At 37.8% G+C, this 20883-nt stretch carries 16 protein-coding genes; 12 read left to right on the top strand and 4 right to left on the bottom strand.

Annotated elements, in window-relative coordinates; genetic code table 11:
• The first annotated feature begins 151 nt into the window (after positions 1 to 151).
• The 3 genes from ACFINI_RS00250 (at position 152) to ACFINI_RS00240 (ending at position 2853) form a co-directional block, all read left to right on the top strand.
• Positions 152 to 1081: a prephenate/arogenate dehydrogenase family protein gene (locus ACFINI_RS00250; protein WP_375645320.1), complete on the top strand. Its 930-nt coding sequence runs from the start codon at positions 152 to 154 to the stop codon at positions 1079 to 1081.
• Between the two features lie 410 nt (positions 1082 to 1491).
• The gene (locus tag ACFINI_RS00245; RefSeq protein WP_375645317.1) at positions 1492 to 2346 is read left to right on the top strand and encodes a YihY/virulence factor BrkB family protein; all 855 of its coding nucleotides are present in this window, start codon (positions 1492 to 1494) and stop codon (positions 2344 to 2346) included.
• 30 nt (positions 2347 to 2376) lie between these two features.
• A complete protein-coding gene (locus ACFINI_RS00240; protein ID WP_375612882.1) occupies positions 2377 to 2853 on the top strand; it encodes a YaiI/YqxD family protein in 477 nt (158 codons plus the stop codon).
• A 2-nt stretch (positions 2854 to 2855) separates the two neighbouring features.
• Here ACFINI_RS00240 and ACFINI_RS00235 read toward each other — a convergent pair whose 3' ends face one another.
• On the bottom strand, positions 2856 to 3551 hold the full coding sequence (locus tag ACFINI_RS00235) for a TlpA disulfide reductase family protein (protein ID WP_375645314.1): 696 nt from the start codon (positions 3549 to 3551) through the stop codon (positions 2856 to 2858).
• A 32-nt stretch (positions 3552 to 3583) separates the two neighbouring features.
• On the opposite strand from ACFINI_RS00235, the gene argH reads away from it, so the two are divergent.
• The 5 genes from argH (at position 3584) to ACFINI_RS00210 (ending at position 10044) form a co-directional block, all read left to right on the top strand.
• On the top strand, positions 3584 to 4984 hold the full coding sequence (argH, locus tag ACFINI_RS00230; RefSeq protein WP_375645309.1) for an argininosuccinate lyase: 1401 nt from the start codon (positions 3584 to 3586) through the stop codon (positions 4982 to 4984).
• A 51-nt stretch (positions 4985 to 5035) separates the two neighbouring features.
• Positions 5036 to 5215, top strand: coding sequence for an LPS translocon maturation chaperone LptM (locus ACFINI_RS00225; RefSeq protein ID WP_375645305.1), 180 nt, complete (start codon positions 5036 to 5038; stop codon positions 5213 to 5215).
• 8 nt (positions 5216 to 5223) lie between these two features.
• Positions 5224 to 6504 carry a diaminopimelate decarboxylase gene (gene lysA / locus ACFINI_RS00220; RefSeq protein WP_375629071.1) on the top strand — a complete coding sequence of 427 codons (1281 nt, stop codon included), beginning with the start codon at positions 5224 to 5226 and terminating at the stop codon, positions 6502 to 6504.
• Positions 6505 to 6630: 126 nt separating this feature from the next.
• Positions 6631 to 9051 carry a TIGR02302 family protein gene (locus ACFINI_RS00215; protein ID WP_375645302.1) on the top strand — a complete coding sequence of 807 codons (2421 nt, stop codon included), beginning with the start codon at positions 6631 to 6633 and terminating at the stop codon, positions 9049 to 9051.
• Positions 9052 to 9273: 222 nt separating this feature from the next.
• On the top strand, positions 9274 to 10044 hold the full coding sequence (locus tag ACFINI_RS00210) for a class I SAM-dependent methyltransferase (protein WP_375612730.1): 771 nt from the start codon (positions 9274 to 9276) through the stop codon (positions 10042 to 10044).
• A 725-nt stretch (positions 10045 to 10769) separates the two neighbouring features.
• Here the strand turns inward: ACFINI_RS00210 and ACFINI_RS00205 are convergent.
• The 3 genes from ACFINI_RS00205 to tsaD all read right to left on the bottom strand — a co-directional run bounded on the left by ACFINI_RS00205 (position 10770) and on the right by tsaD (position 14579).
• A complete protein-coding gene (locus ACFINI_RS00205; protein WP_375645300.1) occupies positions 10770 to 11450 on the bottom strand; it encodes a response regulator transcription factor in 681 nt (226 codons plus the stop codon).
• Positions 11451 to 12353: 903 nt separating this feature from the next.
• Entirely contained in the window at positions 12354 to 12788 is a 435-nt protein-coding gene (locus ACFINI_RS00200; RefSeq protein WP_375612728.1) for an EVE domain-containing protein, read from the bottom strand.
• A gap of 696 nt (positions 12789 to 13484) precedes the next feature.
• Complete coding sequence (tsaD, locus tag ACFINI_RS00195) at positions 13485 to 14579, bottom strand: tRNA (adenosine(37)-N6)-threonylcarbamoyltransferase complex transferase subunit TsaD (RefSeq protein ID WP_375645297.1); 1095 nt, start codon at positions 14577 to 14579, stop codon at positions 13485 to 13487.
• A gap of 307 nt (positions 14580 to 14886) precedes the next feature.
• Here tsaD and ACFINI_RS00190 point away from each other — a divergent pair, with 307 nt between their 5' ends.
• From ACFINI_RS00190 to ACFINI_RS00175, 4 genes are all read left to right on the top strand, one after another.
• Positions 14887 to 16071, top strand: a complete 1185-nt coding sequence (locus tag ACFINI_RS00190; RefSeq protein ID WP_375645295.1) for a mitofilin family membrane protein — start codon at positions 14887 to 14889, stop codon at positions 16069 to 16071.
• An 11-nt stretch (positions 16072 to 16082) separates the two neighbouring features.
• Positions 16083 to 17642: a heme biosynthesis protein HemY gene (locus tag ACFINI_RS00185; RefSeq protein ID WP_375645293.1), complete on the top strand. Its 1560-nt coding sequence runs from the start codon at positions 16083 to 16085 to the stop codon at positions 17640 to 17642.
• A gap of 146 nt (positions 17643 to 17788) precedes the next feature.
• Entirely contained in the window at positions 17789 to 18535 is a 747-nt protein-coding gene (locus ACFINI_RS00180; protein WP_375645292.1) for a glutamine amidotransferase, read from the top strand.
• Positions 18536 to 19264: 729 nt separating this feature from the next.
• Positions 19265 to 20320 carry a DUF2125 domain-containing protein gene (locus tag ACFINI_RS00175; RefSeq protein WP_375645448.1) on the top strand — a complete coding sequence of 352 codons (1056 nt, stop codon included), beginning with the start codon at positions 19265 to 19267 and terminating at the stop codon, positions 20318 to 20320.
• Positions 20321 to 20883: the final 563 nt, after the last annotated feature.

Raw genomic sequence — 20883 nt, 5'->3', positions numbered from 1 at the left:
CGCAGGTGATAATTGGTAAACTGCGTTATTCTTTATTCCCTAGTTGTCATTTTTTAATGTTTTACGCATAACTCTTGAACAAACAAACAAGAAAATTGTGATTTTACAATTGTCTTTATTGCCATTTGCAAAGAATCTTTGAAGGTGAAAGATGCTCCATATTCAGTTTGAAAAAATAGCACTCATTGGGATCGGTCTGATTGGGTCTTCTTTAGCAAGAGTGATTAAAAAGAAAAATCTTGCGGCTCAGATTTCTATTGCAACACGTCGTCCAGAAACCCTGAAAAGAGCGCGTGAATTGGAGCTTGGGGATTTTTATACGACAGATAATGCAAAAGCTGTTGAAGGAGCAGATTTGGTTATTCTTTCTGTTCCTGTTGGGGCTAGTGCAGAAGTGGCAAAAACCATTCGTGATCATTTAAAACTTGGAGCGATTGTGAGTGATGTTGGTTCTACGAAAGCGTTGGTTATTGCGGAAATGGCACCTTTATTGCCCAAAACGGTTCATTTTATTCCAGGGCATCCAATTGCTGGAACGGAATATTCAGGACCGGATGCTGGTTTTGCTGATTTATTTATGAATCGTTGGTGTATTTTAACGCCTTTTGCGGATAGCGATGCTGCTGCTGTCGCACGATTAACAGCGTTTTGGGAAGCTTGTGGTGCGCGTGTCGAAAAGATGGAACCTAAGCATCATGATCTTGTTTTGGCTATTGTTTCACATTTACCCCATTTGATTGCGTATAATACTGTTGGGACAGCGAGTGATTTAGAAAAAGTAACAAATTCGGAAGTGATTGCTTATTCCGCTTCCGGTTTTCGTGATTTTACGCGTTTGGCCTCTTCTGATCCCGTTATGTGGCGGGATATTTGTTTGCATAATAAGGATGCTATTTTAGAAATGTTGAGCCGTTTTAGTGAGGGGCTTGCTTTTTTAGAACGGGCAATTCATTTAGGAGATGGTGAGACACTGTTTAACTTTTTTACACGTACGCGTGCTGTACGTCGCAATATTATTGATGCTGGACAGGAAATTGATGCTCCTGATTTTGGGCGTCAGAATGTTTCTAAAAAAGGGTGAGTAAAAACAAGAGGTTTTTGTTGAATTTCGTTGGTTTTTTCTAAAAACCGATAAGAAGTTTTTTCTCTACTCAGTCATAGATTGCAATAAAAAAGAGTGGCGATTGCTCCGATATAGATAACCATGACTTCAAAAGGTTTTATGTGTGCACGATCATCTTGCTTAGTTCTCTATAGGGCATATGATGTACAGAAGAGGTTACTGATCTGTAGAAGTAACAAAAAAATGAAGTCGTTGTAGAACTTCATAGAGTGGGTTATTGTTTTTGTTTTGGTATAAAGTCGGGCTTGACCGTATTGATTATTGACCGTTATATTGCAACATTGCAAAATGTTTATTTGCAGAGTTTTGATGATTTTTATAAAACTTGAAATAGACTGAGGAAGAGTTTTACCAGAAAGTATTGAGTTTTGTTAAAAAATATCTTTTGGTATAGCTATCGTATTTTGTGTGACGCAGTAAGTCATTATTGGCGTGATAGTGGGAGTGCTTTTGCAAGCCATGTTGCGCTATCGGGGCTTTTAGCATTTTTCCCTTTTTTTATTTTTGGAACATCGTTTGCTCGTTTTCTAGGTGCTTTTACCTATACACCGCAGAAAATTAAAGCACTGGTGCAGTTATTGCCTGATGTTATTGCAGAGCCGTTATCTCAGGAAATTGTTAATGTTTTAACCATTCATCGAGGAGGTGTGTTGACGCTTTCTGTCATTGGAACGGCTTATTTTGCTTCTAATGGGATAGAGGCTTTGCGTACGGCTTTAAATAAAGCTTACCGTGTTACTGATCGACGGAGTTTGTTATTTTGTCGTTTTCAAAGTCTGTTTTTTGTAATCCTTGGAGCTGTTGGTCTTGTTGTGATTAGTTTTTTATTGATTCTGGCGCCTTTGTTGATCAAAATTATGCAAAATCATTCTTTTTTTATGACTGAATATATTGCTGTTATTCGTGTATGGCGTTATACAGTTGCAATCGTTATTTTGTTTATCAGTCTTTTGATTGTTCATAAATGGCTTCCAGCAGGGCGGCGGAAAATTATAGATATTTTACCAGGAATAGTGGTGACAATGTTTATATGGTTTATGGCTTCTATCGCTTTTGCGCAATATTTAACGATGTTTGATTATATTTCTACCTATGCAGGGTTGGCATCTATTATGGTTGCTATTATTTTTCTCTACATATTGAGTGCAATTTTTATTTTGGGAGGAGAAATAAACGCGGCGATAATGTTTTATCGCAAGGATTTGCAACATTCAGATAAATGAAAGAGCTTATTATTGCTTGAAAGCCAAGGTATGATTATCCCAATAAAGCCTGCTATCACTTTGTTGATTGATGCAGATGCTTGTCCTGTAAAAGATGAAGTTTATCGTGTGATGAATCGTTATCAGCTTAAGACATTTGTTGTGGCAAATCGTTCTTTGTCCCTTCCAGATGAAGCACTCATTGAAAGAGTGGTCGTTGCTGGTGAATTCAATGGTGCTGATGATTGGATCGTAGAACATGTGCATGAGGCAAGTATCGTTATTACCAGTGATATTCCTTTAGCAGCGCGGGTTGTGCAAGCTGGGGGTTTTTGTCTTTCGCCAACGGGGCGTATTTTTGATGTAAATTCAATTGGTCAGGCTTTGGCGATGCGCAATTTGATGGAAGATTTGCGTGGACAGGGCAGTATAATAGGTGGTCCCCGTCCTTTTTCTCGTAAAGACCGTTCTGCTTTTTTGTCAGCACTGGATCTTGTTATACAACGTTTAAAAAGACGCGGTTATTAAAGTTATAGGGCTTCTTTAATGACTGCTTTTATAAGTGCTTTGGCATCGTCATTGGCCCATGGAGCTGCACCATTGAAGGAAGCAATGAGATATCCCTCTTTATCAATGAGCAATGTAATGGGGAGTCCTAAAGCGAGCCCCTGTTTTCTAACATTGTTGAAAATATCCATTGTTTCATCGCGATAGTAAAGCAAATTATCTGAATGAATATTCTGTAAAAATTGCTGAATTTTTTCAGGAGAAGCAGTTTTATCGATATTTATAGCTATGACATCAAAGTTTTCTCCACCTAATTCACGTTTTAATTGCGCAAGTTCAGGCATTTCTGTGCGGCAAGGTGCACACCAAATAGCCCATAGATTGACCAGCATTGGTTTTCCGATAAATTCGCTGAGTGTGTGCTCTTTTCCTAGAATATCCTTGAAAGAGAGTTTATTCATATCTGAGGGCGTATCAGCAAATCGTATGTGGCTAAAAAAGCCTTTTGCTGCTTTTCGTATCGCCATCATTTTTTCTGCTCGTGCTTTATCAGTATTTATTTCTTGTGCTTGTGCTGCTGAAATGAAATTGAAAAGAAAAAACTCTCTTTTGGTATCGTAGTTTATGGTTGCGTATAAACTCAATGCAATGATAAAGAATGCAAGGGAGAGTTGCCTTTTTTTATTGTTTTTTTCGCTGATGAAAATTTGAAAAATCATAATTTTGTCCTTTGGATGGGTGTTTTCAGAATATGACAGATGAGAAGTTAAAGAACCAAATGTGGGGTGGTCGGTTTGCGGCAGGCCCTGCTGCAATTATGGAAGAAATTAATGCTTCTATTGATTTTGATCAAAAACTTTATCGACAAGATATTGAAGGTTCTCTTTCTCATGTGGCTATGTTAGCGCAAACGAAAATCATTTCACAATCAGATTATGAAAAAATTGTTCATGGTTTGAAACTTATTCGCCAAGAAATTGAAGACGGTAAATTTGTTTTTTCACGAAAGCTTGAAGATATTCATATGAATATTGAAGCGCGGCTGAGCGAATTGATAGGTCCTGTAGCTGGGCGTTTGCATACGGCGCGTTCACGCAATGATCAAGTTGCTGTTGATTTTCGCTTGTGGGTACGTGAAGCAACGCAAAAGATAGCACAAGCTTTAAAAGGATTGATAGAGCAATTACTTATTCGCGCAGAACAACATGTTGATACCTTTATGCCAGGCTTTACGCATTTACAATTGGCTCAACCCGTAACATTGAGTCATTATATGATGGCTTATGTTGAAATGTTTGGTCGAGATTTATCGCGGATGCGTGATGCTCTTGAGCGAATGAATGAATCGCCTTTAGGGGCGGCTGCTTTAGCGGGGACAGGCTTTCCAATTGACCGTTTTATGACAGCAAAAGCGCTAGGCTTTCGCGAACCTACACGCAATTCAATTGATAGTGTTTCAGATCGTGACTTTGCATTGGAATTTTTAAGCGCTGGCGCTCTTTGTGCAACACATCTTTCACGTTTAGCAGAAGAAATAATTCTTTGGTCAAGTGAACAGTTTTGTTTTATTCATTTATCAGATGCTTTTTCAACAGGGTCTTCCATTATGCCACAAAAGAGAAATCCTGATGCGGCAGAGTTAGTACGAGCGAAAGCAGGTCGATTGAATGGTGCACTTATGGGATTGTTAACGGTGATGAAAGGATTACCGCTTGCTTATTCAAAGGATATGCAAGAAGATAAGGAATATGTGTTTGATGGGGCTTTGAGTTTGGAATTATCACTAGCAGCAATGACAGGGATGATTGCTGATTTGAAAGTGAATAAAAAAGCCATGAAACAAGCAGCGGATTTAGGGTATGCAACAGCTACAGATTTTGCGGATTGGCTTGTACGCAATTTAGGGATTCCTTTTCGCAAAGCACATCACATCACAGGGTGTGCTGTGGCATTGGCAGAAAAAAAACAGTGTCGCCTTCATGATTTATCATTAGATGAACTTCAAGCAATTTGTCCTGATATCAATGCGACACTTTTTGATGTTTTGACCGTTGAAAAATCTGTTGAAAGTCGTAAAAGCTTTGGGGGAACAGCGCCTTCAGAGGTTCTTCGACAAATTGCGTATTGGAAAAAGCGTCTCGTGAGCGCTTGAGTGATTGTATTTTAAAGGTAAAAAAGAAATCGAGATGAGGAAAGAGGACAGATGAAAATTATAATAAAGGGGTTGATGATTGTCCTTTTTGGGGGCTTTGGTGTCGTTGGGTGTGGGCGTAAAGGGTCATTAGAGTTACCTCCTTCAACAGGAGTGAATTCTTCACAAGGAACTTTTGTTTCTCAAGGCAAAACAGATAAACCTTTTATTCTTGATCGGTTAATACAATAGGAATTTTTATGCGTTTTTTTTCTTATCATCAGGGTGTGCTTCACGCTGAAGGTCTTTCTCTTTTGGAACTTGCGCGGGAAGTTGGAACACCTTTTTATTGTTATTCAGCTAGCGCAATCGTTGCACATTTTAAAGATTATCAGAATGCATTTCATGATATGCCGAGTTTAATTGCTTATGCGGTTAAAGCGAATTCCAATCAAGCAGTTTTACAACTTTTAGCTAACAATGGAGCGGGAGCTGATGTGGTCTCAGAAGGGGAATTACGGCGTGCACTTGCTGTTGGTATTCCTGCGCAGAATATTGTTTATTCTGGTGTTGGTAAAACAGTGAGAGAAATAGATTTTGCTCTTGCACAAGATATTTATTGTTTTAACGTTGAATCAGAGCCAGAACTTGAACAATTATCGGCGCGGGCTGCTGCGCTTTCAAAAACAGCTCGTATTTCTTTACGCCTTAATCCTGATGTGGATGCTAAGACTCACAAGAAAATTACAACAGGTAAGTCTGAGAATAAATTTGGTATTCCACTGTCTTTGGCGGGTGATGCATATAAAAAAGCAGCTCAATTGCCCGGTCTTCATGTGTGTGGTGTTGATCTCCATATTGGCAGTCAAATTTGTGATTTAAAACCGTTTGAGGATGCATTTGTTATTGTTGCAGATTTTGTGCGTCAATTATGGAATAATGGTTATGCGATAACCCATATCGATATTGGGGGCGGGCTTGGTATTCCTTATGGTTATGAGCAGAATCCAGTACCTTCTCCTTTTGAGTATGCAGCACTGGTAAAGAAACATATTGCGCCTTTAGGGATCAATATTATCCTAGAACCTGGGCGTAGTATTGTTGGTGAAGCCGGTGTGTTGGTGACATCGGTTGTGTATTTAAAAAAGGGGGAAGGACGAAATTTTGTTATTGTTGATGCGGCGATGAATGATTTCATGCGTCCAACGCTTTATGATGCGTGGCAAAATGTAATGCCAGTGAAAAAAACACCAATAGATGCCCCTCTGATTAATGCTGATATTGTCGGTCCTATTTGTGAAACTGGTGATTATTTAGGCTTGGAACGTTCTTTGCCAGTGTTGAAAGCGGGTGATGTTTTGATGTTAACAGGAGCAGGGGCTTATGGCGCAGTGATGGCAAGCACTTATAATAGTCGACTTTTGGTGCCGGAAGTTTTGGTTCAGGATACACGTTATGCAGTCATTCGTCCACGCCTTGATTATGCACAATTGATAGGCTGTGATCATATTCCAGATTGGATTGAGCCCAAATTAGATTGAGCATTATTAAATATTTTGGGTCTTATTTTTACTAAACTTTGATGAAACAATTTATTTTCTAGAAATTGTCTTGTATGGGGTTTATGATCTTAATGCACCACGATAAAAGGGGATAAATGCTTGTTTATGAAAAATAAAAACATCAAAGGTTTTGCAATGAAGCTTTTGTGTGTGCGCATTTTGATGTGGGGGATCCTTTCATTTGAACGGATGTGGGTACGGTTGTTGCCATTTTTCCTCGTTCTTAGTCTCTTTTGTTCGTTTAGCTGGTTGGGACTTTTTGGTATTTTGGGCTATTGGTCACATTTGCTCTTACTTGGGGTTATACTATTTTGTGCTGGGGCGAGTTTATTTTTTCTTATTCGTTTTCGGTTTCCCACAATGCGGGAAGTAAATTGCCGCCTTGAACGCGTTAATGATCTTAGACACCAGCCTTTGAATATTCAGACAGATCGTTTATGTTCTGAAAATGATGAAGATTTTAGTGCTGTTATTTGGCATGAACACCAACGCCGAATGGCAAAGCAATTATACCATTTAAAAACTGGATTTATCTCTCTTAATAGTGCGGATTATGATCCTTTAGCTTTGAGGGCTTTGTGTGCTCTTCTTTTTGTGTGCGCTTTTAGTTTTTCTTTTGGTTCACAAGGGGGGCGTTTGGCTGATGCCTTTGATTTTCGTCCTATCGTTGATGAAAAACTCATGCGGATTGATGCTTGGGTAACACCACCTGCTTATACCGGTGTGGCACCGATTTATTTGACAAAAGATGAGAAAACACAACTAGAAATCCCTGAAGGGAGTAATGTTGTTGTGCGTGTTGTCAATGGGGCTGGCATTACAGTAAAAGCAAAGTCTGTAGAAGATGGGAGGGAAGTTTCGTTTTCAGAGAAAACGGAACAAACAGCTTTGAATGATCCAATTGTTCATTTTGAAACACATTTAAAGCATCCAATAAATTTATTTGTATCATCACGTCGTAAAAAACAGCAATGGCATTTGCAGATAATTAAGGACACGCTTCCAACAATTCATTGGTTGGAAAAACCAGGGAGGATTTTAACGGGATCATTGGAGTTACGATATGTGGTGGATGATGATTATGGTGTGACAAAGGCTTTTGTTGAAATAGAGCCTTTTCTTCCTCAGAATAAAAGTGCTTCTTCTCTTTATAATGCTCCGGAAATAGAACTTCTTCTTCCGCGTGGTGGAAAGGGGAAAATGCGAATGGTACAGGATATATCAGCGCATCCATGGGCGGGTTCGCAAGTCAAAATTACTTTGGTGGCAGAAGATGGTGCGGGGCAGAAAGGGCGTAGCAAAACTTTTGTTATGATATTACCACAGCGTGTTTTTTCGAATCCTGTTGCACGCGCAGTGGTTGAACTGCGTCGTTTATTAGCTCTTAATCCTTTAGCGCGAGAGCGGGTACTTGATATGCTTTCTGCTTTGCTTGTACGTCCAGAAAAGGGGTTGCAAAATGCATCGCATTTTATTGTTCTACAAAGTGCGTGGACAAGACTTTCTTTAGCACAAACAGACGAGGATTTGCGCGATGTGGTGGATTATTTATGGCAAATTGCTTTGGGTATTGAAGATAATCAGCTTGAATCCGTGCAAAAAAAGTTAAAACAAGCACAAGCTGCTTTACGTGATGCACTGCGTTATGGTGCTTCAGCGGCAGAAATTGAACGGCTTATGGCAGATTTACGTCAAGCTATGGATGAGTATATTCGTGCTTTGGCTGAAAAAGCACCGGATAGTCAAGTTTCTAAAAGCTCAAAAAGTCCTAATCTTTCTGAATCTACATTACAAGAAAAGCTAAATTTAATTGAGGAAATGGCTAAAACAGGCTCTTCTTTAGCAGCTGAACAACTCTTGGCGGAAGTTGAACAGACGCTTGATCATTTGCATGTGCAAAAAGGTAATCAAAATGAGGGAGAAAAAAGCCAATCTGCACAAATGAAAGAAAAGATGGACCAGCTTGGAGATTTAATGCGTCGTCAGCAAGAAATTCTCAATGAAACACATCAGTTAGAGATGGAACAAAAACGCGGAGAAAATGTACCGGAAACACAAAAAAAATCTTTAAAAAAACGTCAAGCTGAATTGCAATCTGAATTATCAACATTAGAAAAAGAATTATCAGAACAAGGATTTGAAACAGGGGGCGCATTGAAAAGGGCAGAAGAAAAAATGAATTCTGCGGAAAATGCGCTTGATAATGGAAATCATCAGGTATCTATACAAAATCAGTCTGATGCTTTGGAATCTTTGAGGCAAGGTGCACAAAATGTTTTGAAAAAAATGCGCGAAACACTTAAAGAAACGGGAGATGATCAAAATGCTGATTCTGGTCCTAAAGATCCGTTAGGACGTCCACTTTCTTCAAAAACAGATGAAGAACAAGAAGGCGAGGCACTACCACAAGAAAGTGATCAAATGCGTACGCGGCAGATTTTGGATGAAATTCGCAAACGTCTTGGTAAAGAGCATCTTTCAGAAGAAGAAAAAAACTATCTTGAAAGATTGCTTCATTTTAATTAACCAGTGTTGGCTTTTTTCTTAATTGATGTCAAAAACAGTATATGAAGAACCTCTATGGGGTTTATCTCCAAAAAAATGATTAAAGTGCTTGTAAGGCAATAATCATCCTGTTGTACTGATTTTTTAATCATTTAAGTTTAAAATATGCAATATTGAAATGTTCGCTATTGCGGAAAAAAAGCAGAAGTCCATATAGGTTTGGTATATGAAAATCTGTAATGTTTGAAATTTGTTTCTACATGGTATGTTGAGTTGGATATCGTTACGCTGAAAGATTTTTATGCTTCTGCACTTGGACTGCGTGTGCAAAAAACGCTGTGTGACCAATTGAATTTATGGTGGCCTGATCTTACGGATAAACGGATTATGGGATTGGGTTATGCACTTCCTTATCTTTCTACATTGCGTGAACGTGCCCAACAATGTTTTGCTTTTATGCCAGCTTCTCAGGGTGTTTCGCCTTGGCCTTGTTCTGAGCAAGTTGCTACAGCGCTTGTTTTTGAAGAAGATTTGCCACTTCCTGATGCGTCAGTTGACTGTATTTTATTGGTACATGCATTAGAATATACAGAAAATTCATTTGAAACGTTGAATGAAATATGGCGTGTTTTAGCACCCAATGGCCACTTGATCGTTATTGTACCTAATCGCTCTGGCTTTTGGGCGCGCAATATTACTACGCCCTTTGGTTATGGCGAACCCTATAGTCGGCAACAAATTACTCGTTTGTTCGAAAAAACAAATTTTGTTTCTGGACCAATACAAGAAATTGTACATTATATGCCCTCTACGGGGTATTTTTCGCGGTTGCTCTCATTTTTTTACGAGCCATTTGCTCGCTATCTTTTGCCTTATTTTGGTGGACTCTTAATGTGTCAGGCACAAAAACGTGTTTATCAGGGTTTGCTCGTACAGCGTCGTCAGTCGCGACGTATTTTTATTCCTGCTTTATCACCACAGACAAGAAATATTTTAATTTATAAAGATAATTAATCATTTTGTCATTGTCATAAGAACCGCAAGTATAGAAGAATTCTCTTATTTCAATTTTTTGCATTTACAATTAAAAAATATTCTTTTGTATATTAATATGTGGAATTGGTATGTGAATAAAAATCTCAATTATCAAGGGCTCCTCTGCAACATCGAGATCTAACATAAGTGTGTGATGGTGCTGGCTTGTTCTTTTATAAGCGTAAAGATGGTGGTGCTCAGTGGCTTTATCGTTAGGATAAACATTTAGCGTTATATCATGAATTATATAACCTCTTAAGAGGAGATAAAGTCATAAAGAATGGAGGAAAACTATAAAGATAAAAAACATCTCTCAAGTTAGGTTAGTGAATGTGAGATAAAGCAGTGCGTGGAGCGGTTTTTCTGAAAAAAATAATCATAAATAGCACTCATCTAAAGATGATAGTTATGATCAAGAATGTTGCTAAAAGATATCACGATTATTTATATGCGAAACATATTAAAAACTTTAGAAAGAACAAAAGCATGTGAAACAGAAATTACAAAGTATATCGTGAGGGTTGAAAGCATTTTTGTTTTTGGTTCTCATGTTGGAATATTTCGTTTTTTATTCATAATGTTATATATTTTGTCATAAGAGTAAGTTCTATGTAATAGCATTCGAATTATACGTGAAGTTTTTTCATCTCGTTTCTGTTTTCATTTAGGATATTAAAATTATTTTTGAAACAGAAAATCTCGAATTAAAGATTTAAACGGTAACCATTTTGATCTGTTATGAGAATTTGCGCATTGGAGGGATCGTTTTCGATTTTTTGTCGCAAACGATAGATATGGGTTTCTAAAGTATGGGTGATAATATTTTCATTATATCCCCAAACTTGTTCTAACAATGTTTCACGGCTGACAATTTTATCATTGGCATGATAGAGACATTTAAGGATCGCTGCTTCTTTTTCTGTGAGACAGATTTTATTGTTGCATTGATCAAGAAGAAGTTTTTGTCTTAGTTTAAAAGTATAGGGACCAATATGAAAGGTTGCGTCTTCATTTTGTTCATATTGGCGCAACTGTGCTCGAATTCTCGCCAATAACACCGCAAAGCGAAAGGGTTTTGTTACATAATCATTGGCGCCTGTTTCAAGATCTAAAATATTATCACAGTCTGTATCATAATTTATTATCATGATAATGGGGGCACGAAATCCTTGGGTGCGTAATTGTTTAACGGCTTTGTAGCCATAAAGATCAGGAAGTTGAAATCCCAAAATAGTGAGATCAATATTTTCTTCTTGGATTATTCTTATTCCTGCTTCTGCTGTTTTTGCTTGGAAAATTTTAAACTCTTGATGCATTTGCAATTGTTCTACTAAAATGGGGCGTAGATCATCGTCTTCAACGATTAAAAGAGTATAGTGGTTCATGTTTTTCCTTATAGGTATGTTGATGCACTGATTGATATAGTTTCATGAAAAATGAGATTTCATGCAAGAAAAATTAAAAGAGGAAAATTAAAAAAGAGCGCTTCTAAAAAATAAACTTTTATAATTTCTAATGGTTGCTTGCTGAAAAGAAGGTATTCCGTCTGCAGGGTATTTTACGTATTGGTTGGAAGCGTTTTTTATGTTCTAGAAGGTGTTTTAGCTATTGAGTGTCATCATCTTTACGCTTATGGAGAAACAAGCTGGCACTATCATTCACTTTGCCAGCTCGTGGGTGTTGCGGACAGTCCTTGGCACTTGAGACGATTCATAGGAGGAATTTTTAGTCCTTTCTTTCACGTTTTTTATCTATATGGGACTTTCTCCGCTTAGAATGTGCAAGCAAATAGCTTTTGATTGATTCAATATAAAACAGGTTGGGAATGAGAGAATCCTGCGGTATGAGGCGCACTCGTCCAACATGCAAAACAATAAACACGCAATATGATGCGTTTTTAGTGTGAAGAGAATTGTGCAACACCTAGCACATATGCACTGTTTAGGAGAATTTCACGATCATTTTTATTGTTTTTTATCCACGTTCAGTTTTGTTTTTTCGTTGCATTTGTGTGCGAAGGGGCTGTGTGTTATGTTCATGGTGTTGCTTATTATAATTGTTGAGTAAGCCTTGCTTTTAGCAATGCCGAAAAGATGCATCATAAAGAGGTTTTTTGTGTAATTTGGAAGGAGACTGTATTGAGAAAGAGTGCAGGATAAAAAATGACAAAAAAAATATCATATTTATGCATTTAGCATCAGAATACCTCAACAGAAGGAGGTGTTGTGCTTATTATTCTGCGCTATGAAGCATCTTTTTATATGAGTTAATGAATAAAAATTATTGTTTTAAGATAAAAGCATTTCCCTCTTAAGGTTGCCCATCAAACAGACTTCTTTCCATTCATCTTCTGTCACGGGTTGCACTGATAAGCGGCTGGCTTTGACCAGCGCCATATTTGCTAGTTTGGGATTGGCTTTAATTTGTTTTAATGAAACAGGTGTTGGCATGTCACAAAGTGCACGGATATCCACACATTCCCAGCGTGGATCAGAGCTTGTAGAATCAGGGTGTGCTTCAGCACATATTTCTACAATTCCTACAATTTCTAAACCTTTATTTGAATGATAAAAAAAACCTTTATCACCATATTTCATAGTGCGCATATTATTACGAGCTTGATAATTGCGTACACCATCCCATTGTTCGCCATCAGCTCCTTTTTTCTTTTGCATCTCCCATGACCATTTATGGGGTTCAGATTTAAAAAGCCAATAAGCCATGAGTTCTCCTTTTTCATAGACTGTTATGCATTCGTCATGTCCAATTTTTTATAAGTATCTTTGTAATATCATCAAGGGTGATTTTTAAAATGGAGTAAAGAACGGGCATTATCTGTTTTTTCTTATTTCAAAATAACTTGTATATAGAAAAATGCGCTCCATTGATATTTCATGTTGTATAAAGGTATTTTGCTTATCTTGTAGCAGAAAAATATATCAGTGTATCGAAGTTAATAGACTTAAAATTGCTCAGCCATGTGGAAGCTTAATCATCTTTTCAGCTGCTGTTTGAAATGTAGTTACTATAGGATCATTGGAGCATTGCGTTGGAGAGAATTTAGCAAGAAAATTGGTTCTAAAAAGCTTTAAAATTACAATGACAATGAAACGAATAAATGGTCAAAGATGATGAGGTCAACGAATGGCATTCATATCTATGCTTTGTGGGATAGAGTGCGTCTTATTATGCTGTAAAATACCGTCATTTGAAGTGTAATGATATAAGGCAGTTTTTTGAAACATGAAGTTTTTAAGAATGTGTGGTGAATATTTAGGTTTACGTGTCGATCTTTGGGTTAAGTGAATTGTGTGAGTGGGAAGCAGGTGGAATCTGCTCGATAGAGAATTCGGACTATCTATAGACCGGATTGAGTAGAAATCTTCGTTCTTTAAGATGTGTGTAGGACGTCAATTTTATTATGCTTTTGTTCCACGGCGTCCCATCCCGATCAAGGGCGGGGCTTTTTCATCTAATGGCCAGCGTGAGCGGGGTGCAATGTCAAGAGAGCTTGTTTCTCCTCGTACGAGTTTTTGTGCACCGGCAAAAGCAATCATTGCAGCATTATCGGTACACAAGGAAAGAGGAGGGGCTATAAATTCAAAACCATGTTGGCGGGCAAGTTCTTGCAACGTAGAGCGAATGGCTTGGTTTGCGGCAACACCGCCCGCAACAACTAAAGCAGGAGAATGCTTTTCTTGATCATGAGAGAGAGGATATTGGTGGGCAAAGTGTTGTAAAGCTAGGTGAACACGATCACGTACCGTATCAGTCACGGCGGCTTGAAAACTTGCGGCAATGTCAGCAATATCATTTTCTGTAAGGGGAGCTATGGCTGTTGCGGCTTGTCGAACAGCAGTTTTGAGTCCTGAAAAAGAAAAGTCTAACCGTTTTTCACCTTTTAAAGGTCGTGGAAGAGGGATGCGATTTTTATCACCAAATAAAGCTGCTTTTTCAAGTGCTGGTCCACCAGGATAAGGAAGACCTAAAAGTTTTGCTGTTTTATCAAAGGCTTCTCCTAATGCATCATCAATAGTGGTTCCTAAACGTTGATAGTTGCCTACTCCATGAACAATGATTGTTTGTGTATGACCTCCTGAAACTAAAAGTAATAAATAAGGAAAGCTGACGTTGTGCGTTAACACGGCTGTTAAAGCATGTCCCTCTAAGTGATTTACCGCAATAAATGGTTTGCCAGTGGCAAGAGAGAGTGCTTTTGCGCTCATAACGCCTACCAACAATCCTCCTATCAAACCAGGCCCACTGGTGGCTGCAATGCCATCAATATCTTTTAATTTTGTGTTTGCTTCTGTTAGTGCTTGCAGAATTAAATGATCAAGAACTTCAACATGGGCACGAGCAGCAATTTCAGGAACAACACCGCCGTAAGGTGCATGGTGATCAATTTGACTCCAAACAACATTGGAAAGAATTTGGCTGTTTGATTCGTTGTTATATTCAATGACAGCCGCTGCCGTTTCATCACAACTTGTTTCTATTCCCAGCAGACGCATTTTAAACAAAACCTTATATTGAAGCTTCTTTCCTGCGTGCGTACCATGAACAGAAAAAGATGCAAAGTATTTCTCTTAGAATTGTTTTTTCTATGAAAAATATGTGTTTTGGCATTTTCTTTGAATTTTATGATATCGTTGATTAAAAAATAAAGCTGTATTTTCGAGTATAAAATGCAAATGTTTTTTAAAAACTTGTCTATTAAAGGCGATACTTGTAAATATTATTGAGAAAAGCTGCGTTTTTAAAACTTTTTTCATTTTATTATTTTATCATTAAAAAAAGTGTGCACGAAAAGTGACAGAGATGGTCGATTCTTCAAAACCAAAAGTTAAACCACATTATGCTGGTACGCGCCGTAAGAAACCAGTTATTGAACATGAAGCTGTTCCCCATGATTCAGAGGAAAAAATCCATAATTCTGTAGAATCTCAAGCGCGAGAAGAACAGAATATGCAAGGTCAGGATAAAAGTATCTCTAGTACAACTTGGCTTTTCTTATCCCTTTCTGGGATTTTGGGGGGATTCATTGCTTTGGGAATTTTTATGGGGCTTCAATGGGCTGGTTTTTTTCCTTCTCCTTTTGTGGAAAATTCTGCTAGAGGAGAAAAAGCTTTGCAGATTGCTGAAGCCGCAAAAAGTCAAGGTGAAGACACAAAGGAACAATTGAGGCGGGTCTTTCAAGAAATTGATACGTTAAAAACAGAGTTTTCTTCTTTTTCATCACAACAGTTTAAAACAACGAAAAATGATGAACTATCGAAAGAAGAAAGCAAAAAAGCTTTTGCGATTTTAGAGGAAAAAATAAAAGCTCTTGAAGAAACTGTACAAACTTTTGTTAGAAAGTCGAAAGAGATAGAGACGGCTTTGTCTGTTGGGCAGAGCAATGCAAATGATCTTGCTGCGTTAAAACAACAGTTAGAAGCACTACAGGAAGAAACTGCTGTTAAAAATAGTGAGAAAAAAGAAATAGATACCGCGCTCTTTACTGCAATTAGTTCATTAAAAAATGCTGTAGAGCGTGGTGGATCTTATAATAATGAATTAAAGCTGTTGCGGCAATTATCGCCTTCGATTAATGGACTTGATGTGTTGCAAAAAACAGCTACTGTGGGTCTTCCAAGTTCAGCACAACTTTCAGTTGATTTTGCTCATGTTGCTGATGCAATTGTTGGTACGCAAAATCTTGTTGCGTCAGATGCTGGTTTTTTTGACCGAATTTTAGCGTGGATAAAAGGGCTCATTGTTTCGCGACCGATTGGAAATGTTGAAGGGACAACGCTGGGGGCTATTGCGGCACGCATGGAAGTTGCCATTCAAGCTGGTGATTACGAAAAGGCTTTGAGCGAATGGCAATCATTGCCCCAAAGTGCAAAAGATGTTTCAATGGATTTTGTTAAGCAGCTTGAAAGACATATTGCTATTCAACAGTTGTTGCAGCAATTGTTATTGTCTGTGCAACAAGGATCTTTTAAAGCAACAAAGATGTAAATAGGCCCAAGATGATACGTGTTTTTATTTATATTTTTGTTGTTTGTATCCTCGGTTTAGCTTTCACGTGGGTTGCTAATCACAATGGTATTTTTGTTCTCACATTTTTGCATTTCAGATTTTCTGCTTCATTTCTTACAGTGTTAAGTGTGCTTGTTTTGTTTTTTGTAACGCTGGTGCTTTTATGGTGGTTATTGTCTTTCTTTTTTTCCATACCGAATGCTCTTTGCAATTATTTTTATAAACGCCATCAAAAGCGTGGTTACGAAGCTCTTTCAAAGGGGATTCTTGCAACTTTTGCTGGTGATAGTATGGTTGCGCAAAAAATGGAAGAACGGGTTGCTAAATATCTTGCAGGAAAACAAGAGCCATTGGTAAAACTCTTACAAGCGCAAACCTTGTCTTTACAAAATGATTCTGTTCGCGCCATTGGTCTTTATGAAGAGATGAGAAAGGAAGATCCGACAAAACTGGTTGGACTTTATGGTTTGTTTCGTGAAGCAATGAAGAGTAAAGCTTATGAGGCAGCGCAACAATATGCCGAAGAGGCACTGACCTTATCGCCAGCACTTTTATGGGCGCATAAGGCGGTGCTTGATCGATTAAGTACTGAGGGTAAATGGGATAAGGCACTTACTGTTTTTGAAAGAACGCAAAAAGCTCTCCCGCGTTCTGTTCGCGCGACTCCAGAGCGGCAGCATATACAGGTTTTACTACTAAGTGGGCAGGCACTTTCTTTGTTTGATACACATCCTGTACAAGCACGTGAAGCTATTTTGAAAGCCCATAAATTGGCGCCTGATTTTGTTCCAATAATAGTTATTGCTGCTGATATTCTTTATAAGTTAAATGAAACGCGTAAAGCGGATAAAATGATTATAGCGGCTTGGCAAAAGAATCCCCATCCTGATTTGGGGACGCTTTATCTTGAAAGAGAAGAAGGAGCCATTGGGCGATTGAAAAGGGCTAAGACACTTGCTTCTTATAATAAAGATGCATTTGAGTCGGCTTTCCTTATTGCTAAAGCAGCTTTAGATGCTGGTGAAACAGCATTAGCAAGAGAGAAGGCACAAAAAGCATTACAATGTCATCCACGGGAAAGTGTTTATTTATTGTTGGCAGATATTGAAGAGGCACAGGGAAACAATCAAGGTGCTGTGCGTCAATGGCTTTCTTTAGCACTTCGTGCTGAACGTGATCCTGTATGGATGTGTGATGGGTCCATTTTTTCTTCTTGGTCAGCGGTTTCTCCAATCAGTGGACGTTTGGGCTGTTTTGAATGGAAGGCGCCTCCTTGTATGCCTTCTCTCACATTAGAGGCGGACAATATTGTGCCGAAAAAGCAAGACAAAGAGTATGTTATGGGAAAAAGTGATGATGTTGAAGATAAGAAGCTTGAAAAATTAACACCTATAGATAATTCTCTTTTGCATAATGCGCAGGTGGAGAAACAAGATATAAAAGAACAAGATGTAAAAATGTTCAGTCAAATTCATTTAAATGTTGATGATCCAGGGGTTAAAATAGAAGAAGAAACATCTTTATCGAGGAAAAAGTTTCGTTTATTTTAAATTGCACCAATGTGATAATACGAATGTTTTCTCAGAAGAAACAATTGACCTAGAAGAAAAAATATCGTTAGTCTTTTCCAATAAAATTATTCTCTTATGCTTTAAAAATAAAGTTTTGCTTGGTAGCAGAGGTGATTGGTTAAAAAATGTTTTTAAATCAGAGATGTCTTGATAAAAAACAAAAAAATAACAAACCAAGGATTGCTGTCGTTATTCATCGGCGCTCTACCTATACTGGTCGTTTGGGAAAATTTTTACAACAAAAAGGTTTTGTTCTTGATATTTATCGTCCTATTTTTGGACAAAAACTCCCTGATACATTAGAGCATTATGCCGGTGTTGTTATTTTAGGGGGGCCGATGAGTGTGAATGACAGCGAAGCCTATATTGGTGAGGAAATTGATTGGATTTCGTTATCACTAAAGGAAAATAAGCCTTTTTTGGGTATTTGTCTTGGAGCACAAATGTTAGCGCGAAATCTAGGGGGGCGCGTTGGTACAAGAAGTGATGGGACTGTTGAAGTCGGCTGGTATCCACTAGAAGCAACCCCACAAGGGAAGGAATTGATGAATTGGCCAGAGATGGTCTACCATTTCCATGATGAAGGTATTTATGATTTACCGAAAGAGGCAATACTTTTGGCAACAGGGAATACATATCCTACACAAGCTTTTCGTTATGGAAACAATGCATGGGGCTTGCAGTTCCATGCTGAATTTACACGCGCTATGATGCGGCGTTTGGTCGTGCGTTCGGCACATAAATTGACTGAAAAAGGTGCTCAACCTGCTTGTGCACATTTGAAAGGTCGTTTAATCTATGATCGAGCTTTGAGCCAATGGTTTGAAAGCGCATTACACCAGATTTTTTGTACACCGCCCGTACTTGTGTGATTGTTGACAACGAATTGATTTATATAGGTAATTCACGGTTTTGTATATTGAATGAGAACCCCGAATATAGTAAGTTTTTTTCATTCCAAACCTGTGTATGTTGACTCAATAAAAACCTCTTGTTTGCATGTCACAAGTAGGGCTGGCGTGTGGGCAAAAACTGTATAAGAAAAGACTAAAAATGCTTCTTATGAACTGTCTTAAGTGCCAAGGGCTGTCGCAACATTTGGGGGCTAGCCAAATATAATGATGGTGCTGGCTTTGGGGTCTCCATAAGCGTAAAGATGGGGGGCTCAATGGCTTTATCGTTAAGAAACACTATTCATTATCATTTTTGTTGTGCTGTAAAACAGTATGGTTTAAGCTAGAGGTAGAAAATCTATGTAAAACTTTACACATGAGGTGTTTTTTGTTAAAGGGTGTAATGGGTTTTTTTTAAGAAAATCTTGTTTATTGAGCTTATGAGATACTGTACTTTAGAACGATGTATAGGGACTTCTTGAAGTGATCAGTAGATAAAATCCGGTGGATTAAGAAGTTGGATTGTGTATAAACTGAACGTGGTTGGGAATCTTTATCCTTTTTAGGGTGGGGAGGAAGTTAAGAGATAAAGAAAGTTTGAATATTGTCTAAATCCTTTCAAATACCATCATCACAAAAAAGTTTTTCTTTGAGTTATTTAATTTGTGGGCTCTTTTGTCTTGCTCTGATATTTATTTATAGCGCACTCTGGTTTTTTTTTCGCGTAAAATAGAAGACTATGTTTCTAATATATTCACAAAAATATCTTCCCATAATATGGCGGCGGTATGTGAGAATGTGCACAGGGATGGTTATCCTTTACGTGTCGGTGTTGTTTGTGACAAGTTTCAATTTTCTTGGCCTTTACATGGGGTTTCTTTATCGACGGGGCGTTTGACAGCTGGTGCACCAATTTACGCACCTCATTTGGTCGAGTTTAATGTTCATTCTCCTGCATTAATTGTTTTTTCCGGAAAAACTCCCATAGTATCGCATTGGCGCAATTTGGTGATTGAAACAGAGCCTTATTGGAAAACGGGTAAAACATTGAAGTTTATAGCTGAAGGGCTTGAGATTTCATCTTTTTCCTCTTCCCCTGAAGATCAAAAGCTTCAAGAAGCATTAAGAGCACCAACGACAGATAAAAAAACGACACAAGAAAATATTGAAGATCCGGCATCTTTGCAAAATACGCATGACGTGATTATTCAGCCGTTAGAGCCACAAGATATGCTTCAAAAAATAACGGCAGAATTTTTGCGTTTTGATCTAAAACATGAAAAGAATAATTTATCGGGACATATAACTTTTGACGGTTTTGATGCTTCTCCCTTTTTAAAATCTTCTTTTGTTGATATTCCTAAAATTGATGGCAATTTGAAATGGATTTTAAATGACATGTCTTTTCTGTCTGAAGATGAAGAAAAAAATTGGCAACAACGACTGTATGGAAAAAGTGGACTTTTAAAGCAAGGTGAATTGACTTTTCATACAGGTGGTGCAGTGCGTATTAGTGGACCTTTTTCTTTTGATGATGAAGGATATTTGACAGCAAAATTTGAACTTGTCCTTATTCAGTCTATGAAGCTTCTTGACACTCTGCAGCGCTTATTTCCCGCGCAAGCCAATAATCTTCAAGCGTTATTTTTTATTTTGGGTGCTTTGCCTAAAAATGCGGATGGCGCTCCCGTTCTTTCCTTGCTCATTAACAATGGGTGGGTAAAATTAGGCTTTTTAAAACTTGGTCGTCTTGCTCCACTTTAGGTATTGTACCGAAGCCTTTTTTCATCTTTACTACCAAATTTCGACTTTTTCTGATTTTCACACTTTTTTGCAATTTTAGAGTGTTAAAAATTTATTTTAACAAAATGCGTATTTAATGGTAAAAAAATAGCTATAAAAATAAAAAATTACCACCTACTCCTAACTCATCCAACCTCTTTTCACTTAGTACAAAATCTTATGTCAAACTACATATAGTAACAGTGTTTGTATGGAAAAGTGGTATTTTAAAGTATGCTGAATTGCCTTTTTATACAGGTGGTGTGGTTCTTTTTAGGAACCTTTATCTTTATATATGGAATGAGCATATTGCATATATCTGTTTGGGTGTAACCTCTTAAAACAAGTAAATAGCCTAGTTGTAGGAAGATATGAAGTTGTAAAGGGGAAAATCAACATCCATCTTTACTGTCATTTTTTATTCGATTTTACGCATTTCAAAAGCAGTTACAGTTATATCTTTTAAATAATGGATTAAGCTTATCCTTTTATTTCTGATATTTTTTAATGAAGCTATATGTCTTCCACGTAAAACAGAATATATT

The organism is Bartonella sp. AA56HLJMS, from assembly GCF_042197145.1.
Classification (GTDB): Bacteria; Pseudomonadota; Alphaproteobacteria; order Rhizobiales; family Rhizobiaceae; genus Bartonella.
Note: the sequence above shows the minus strand (reverse complement) of the source record. Positions and strands in the feature narration are given on the sequence as shown.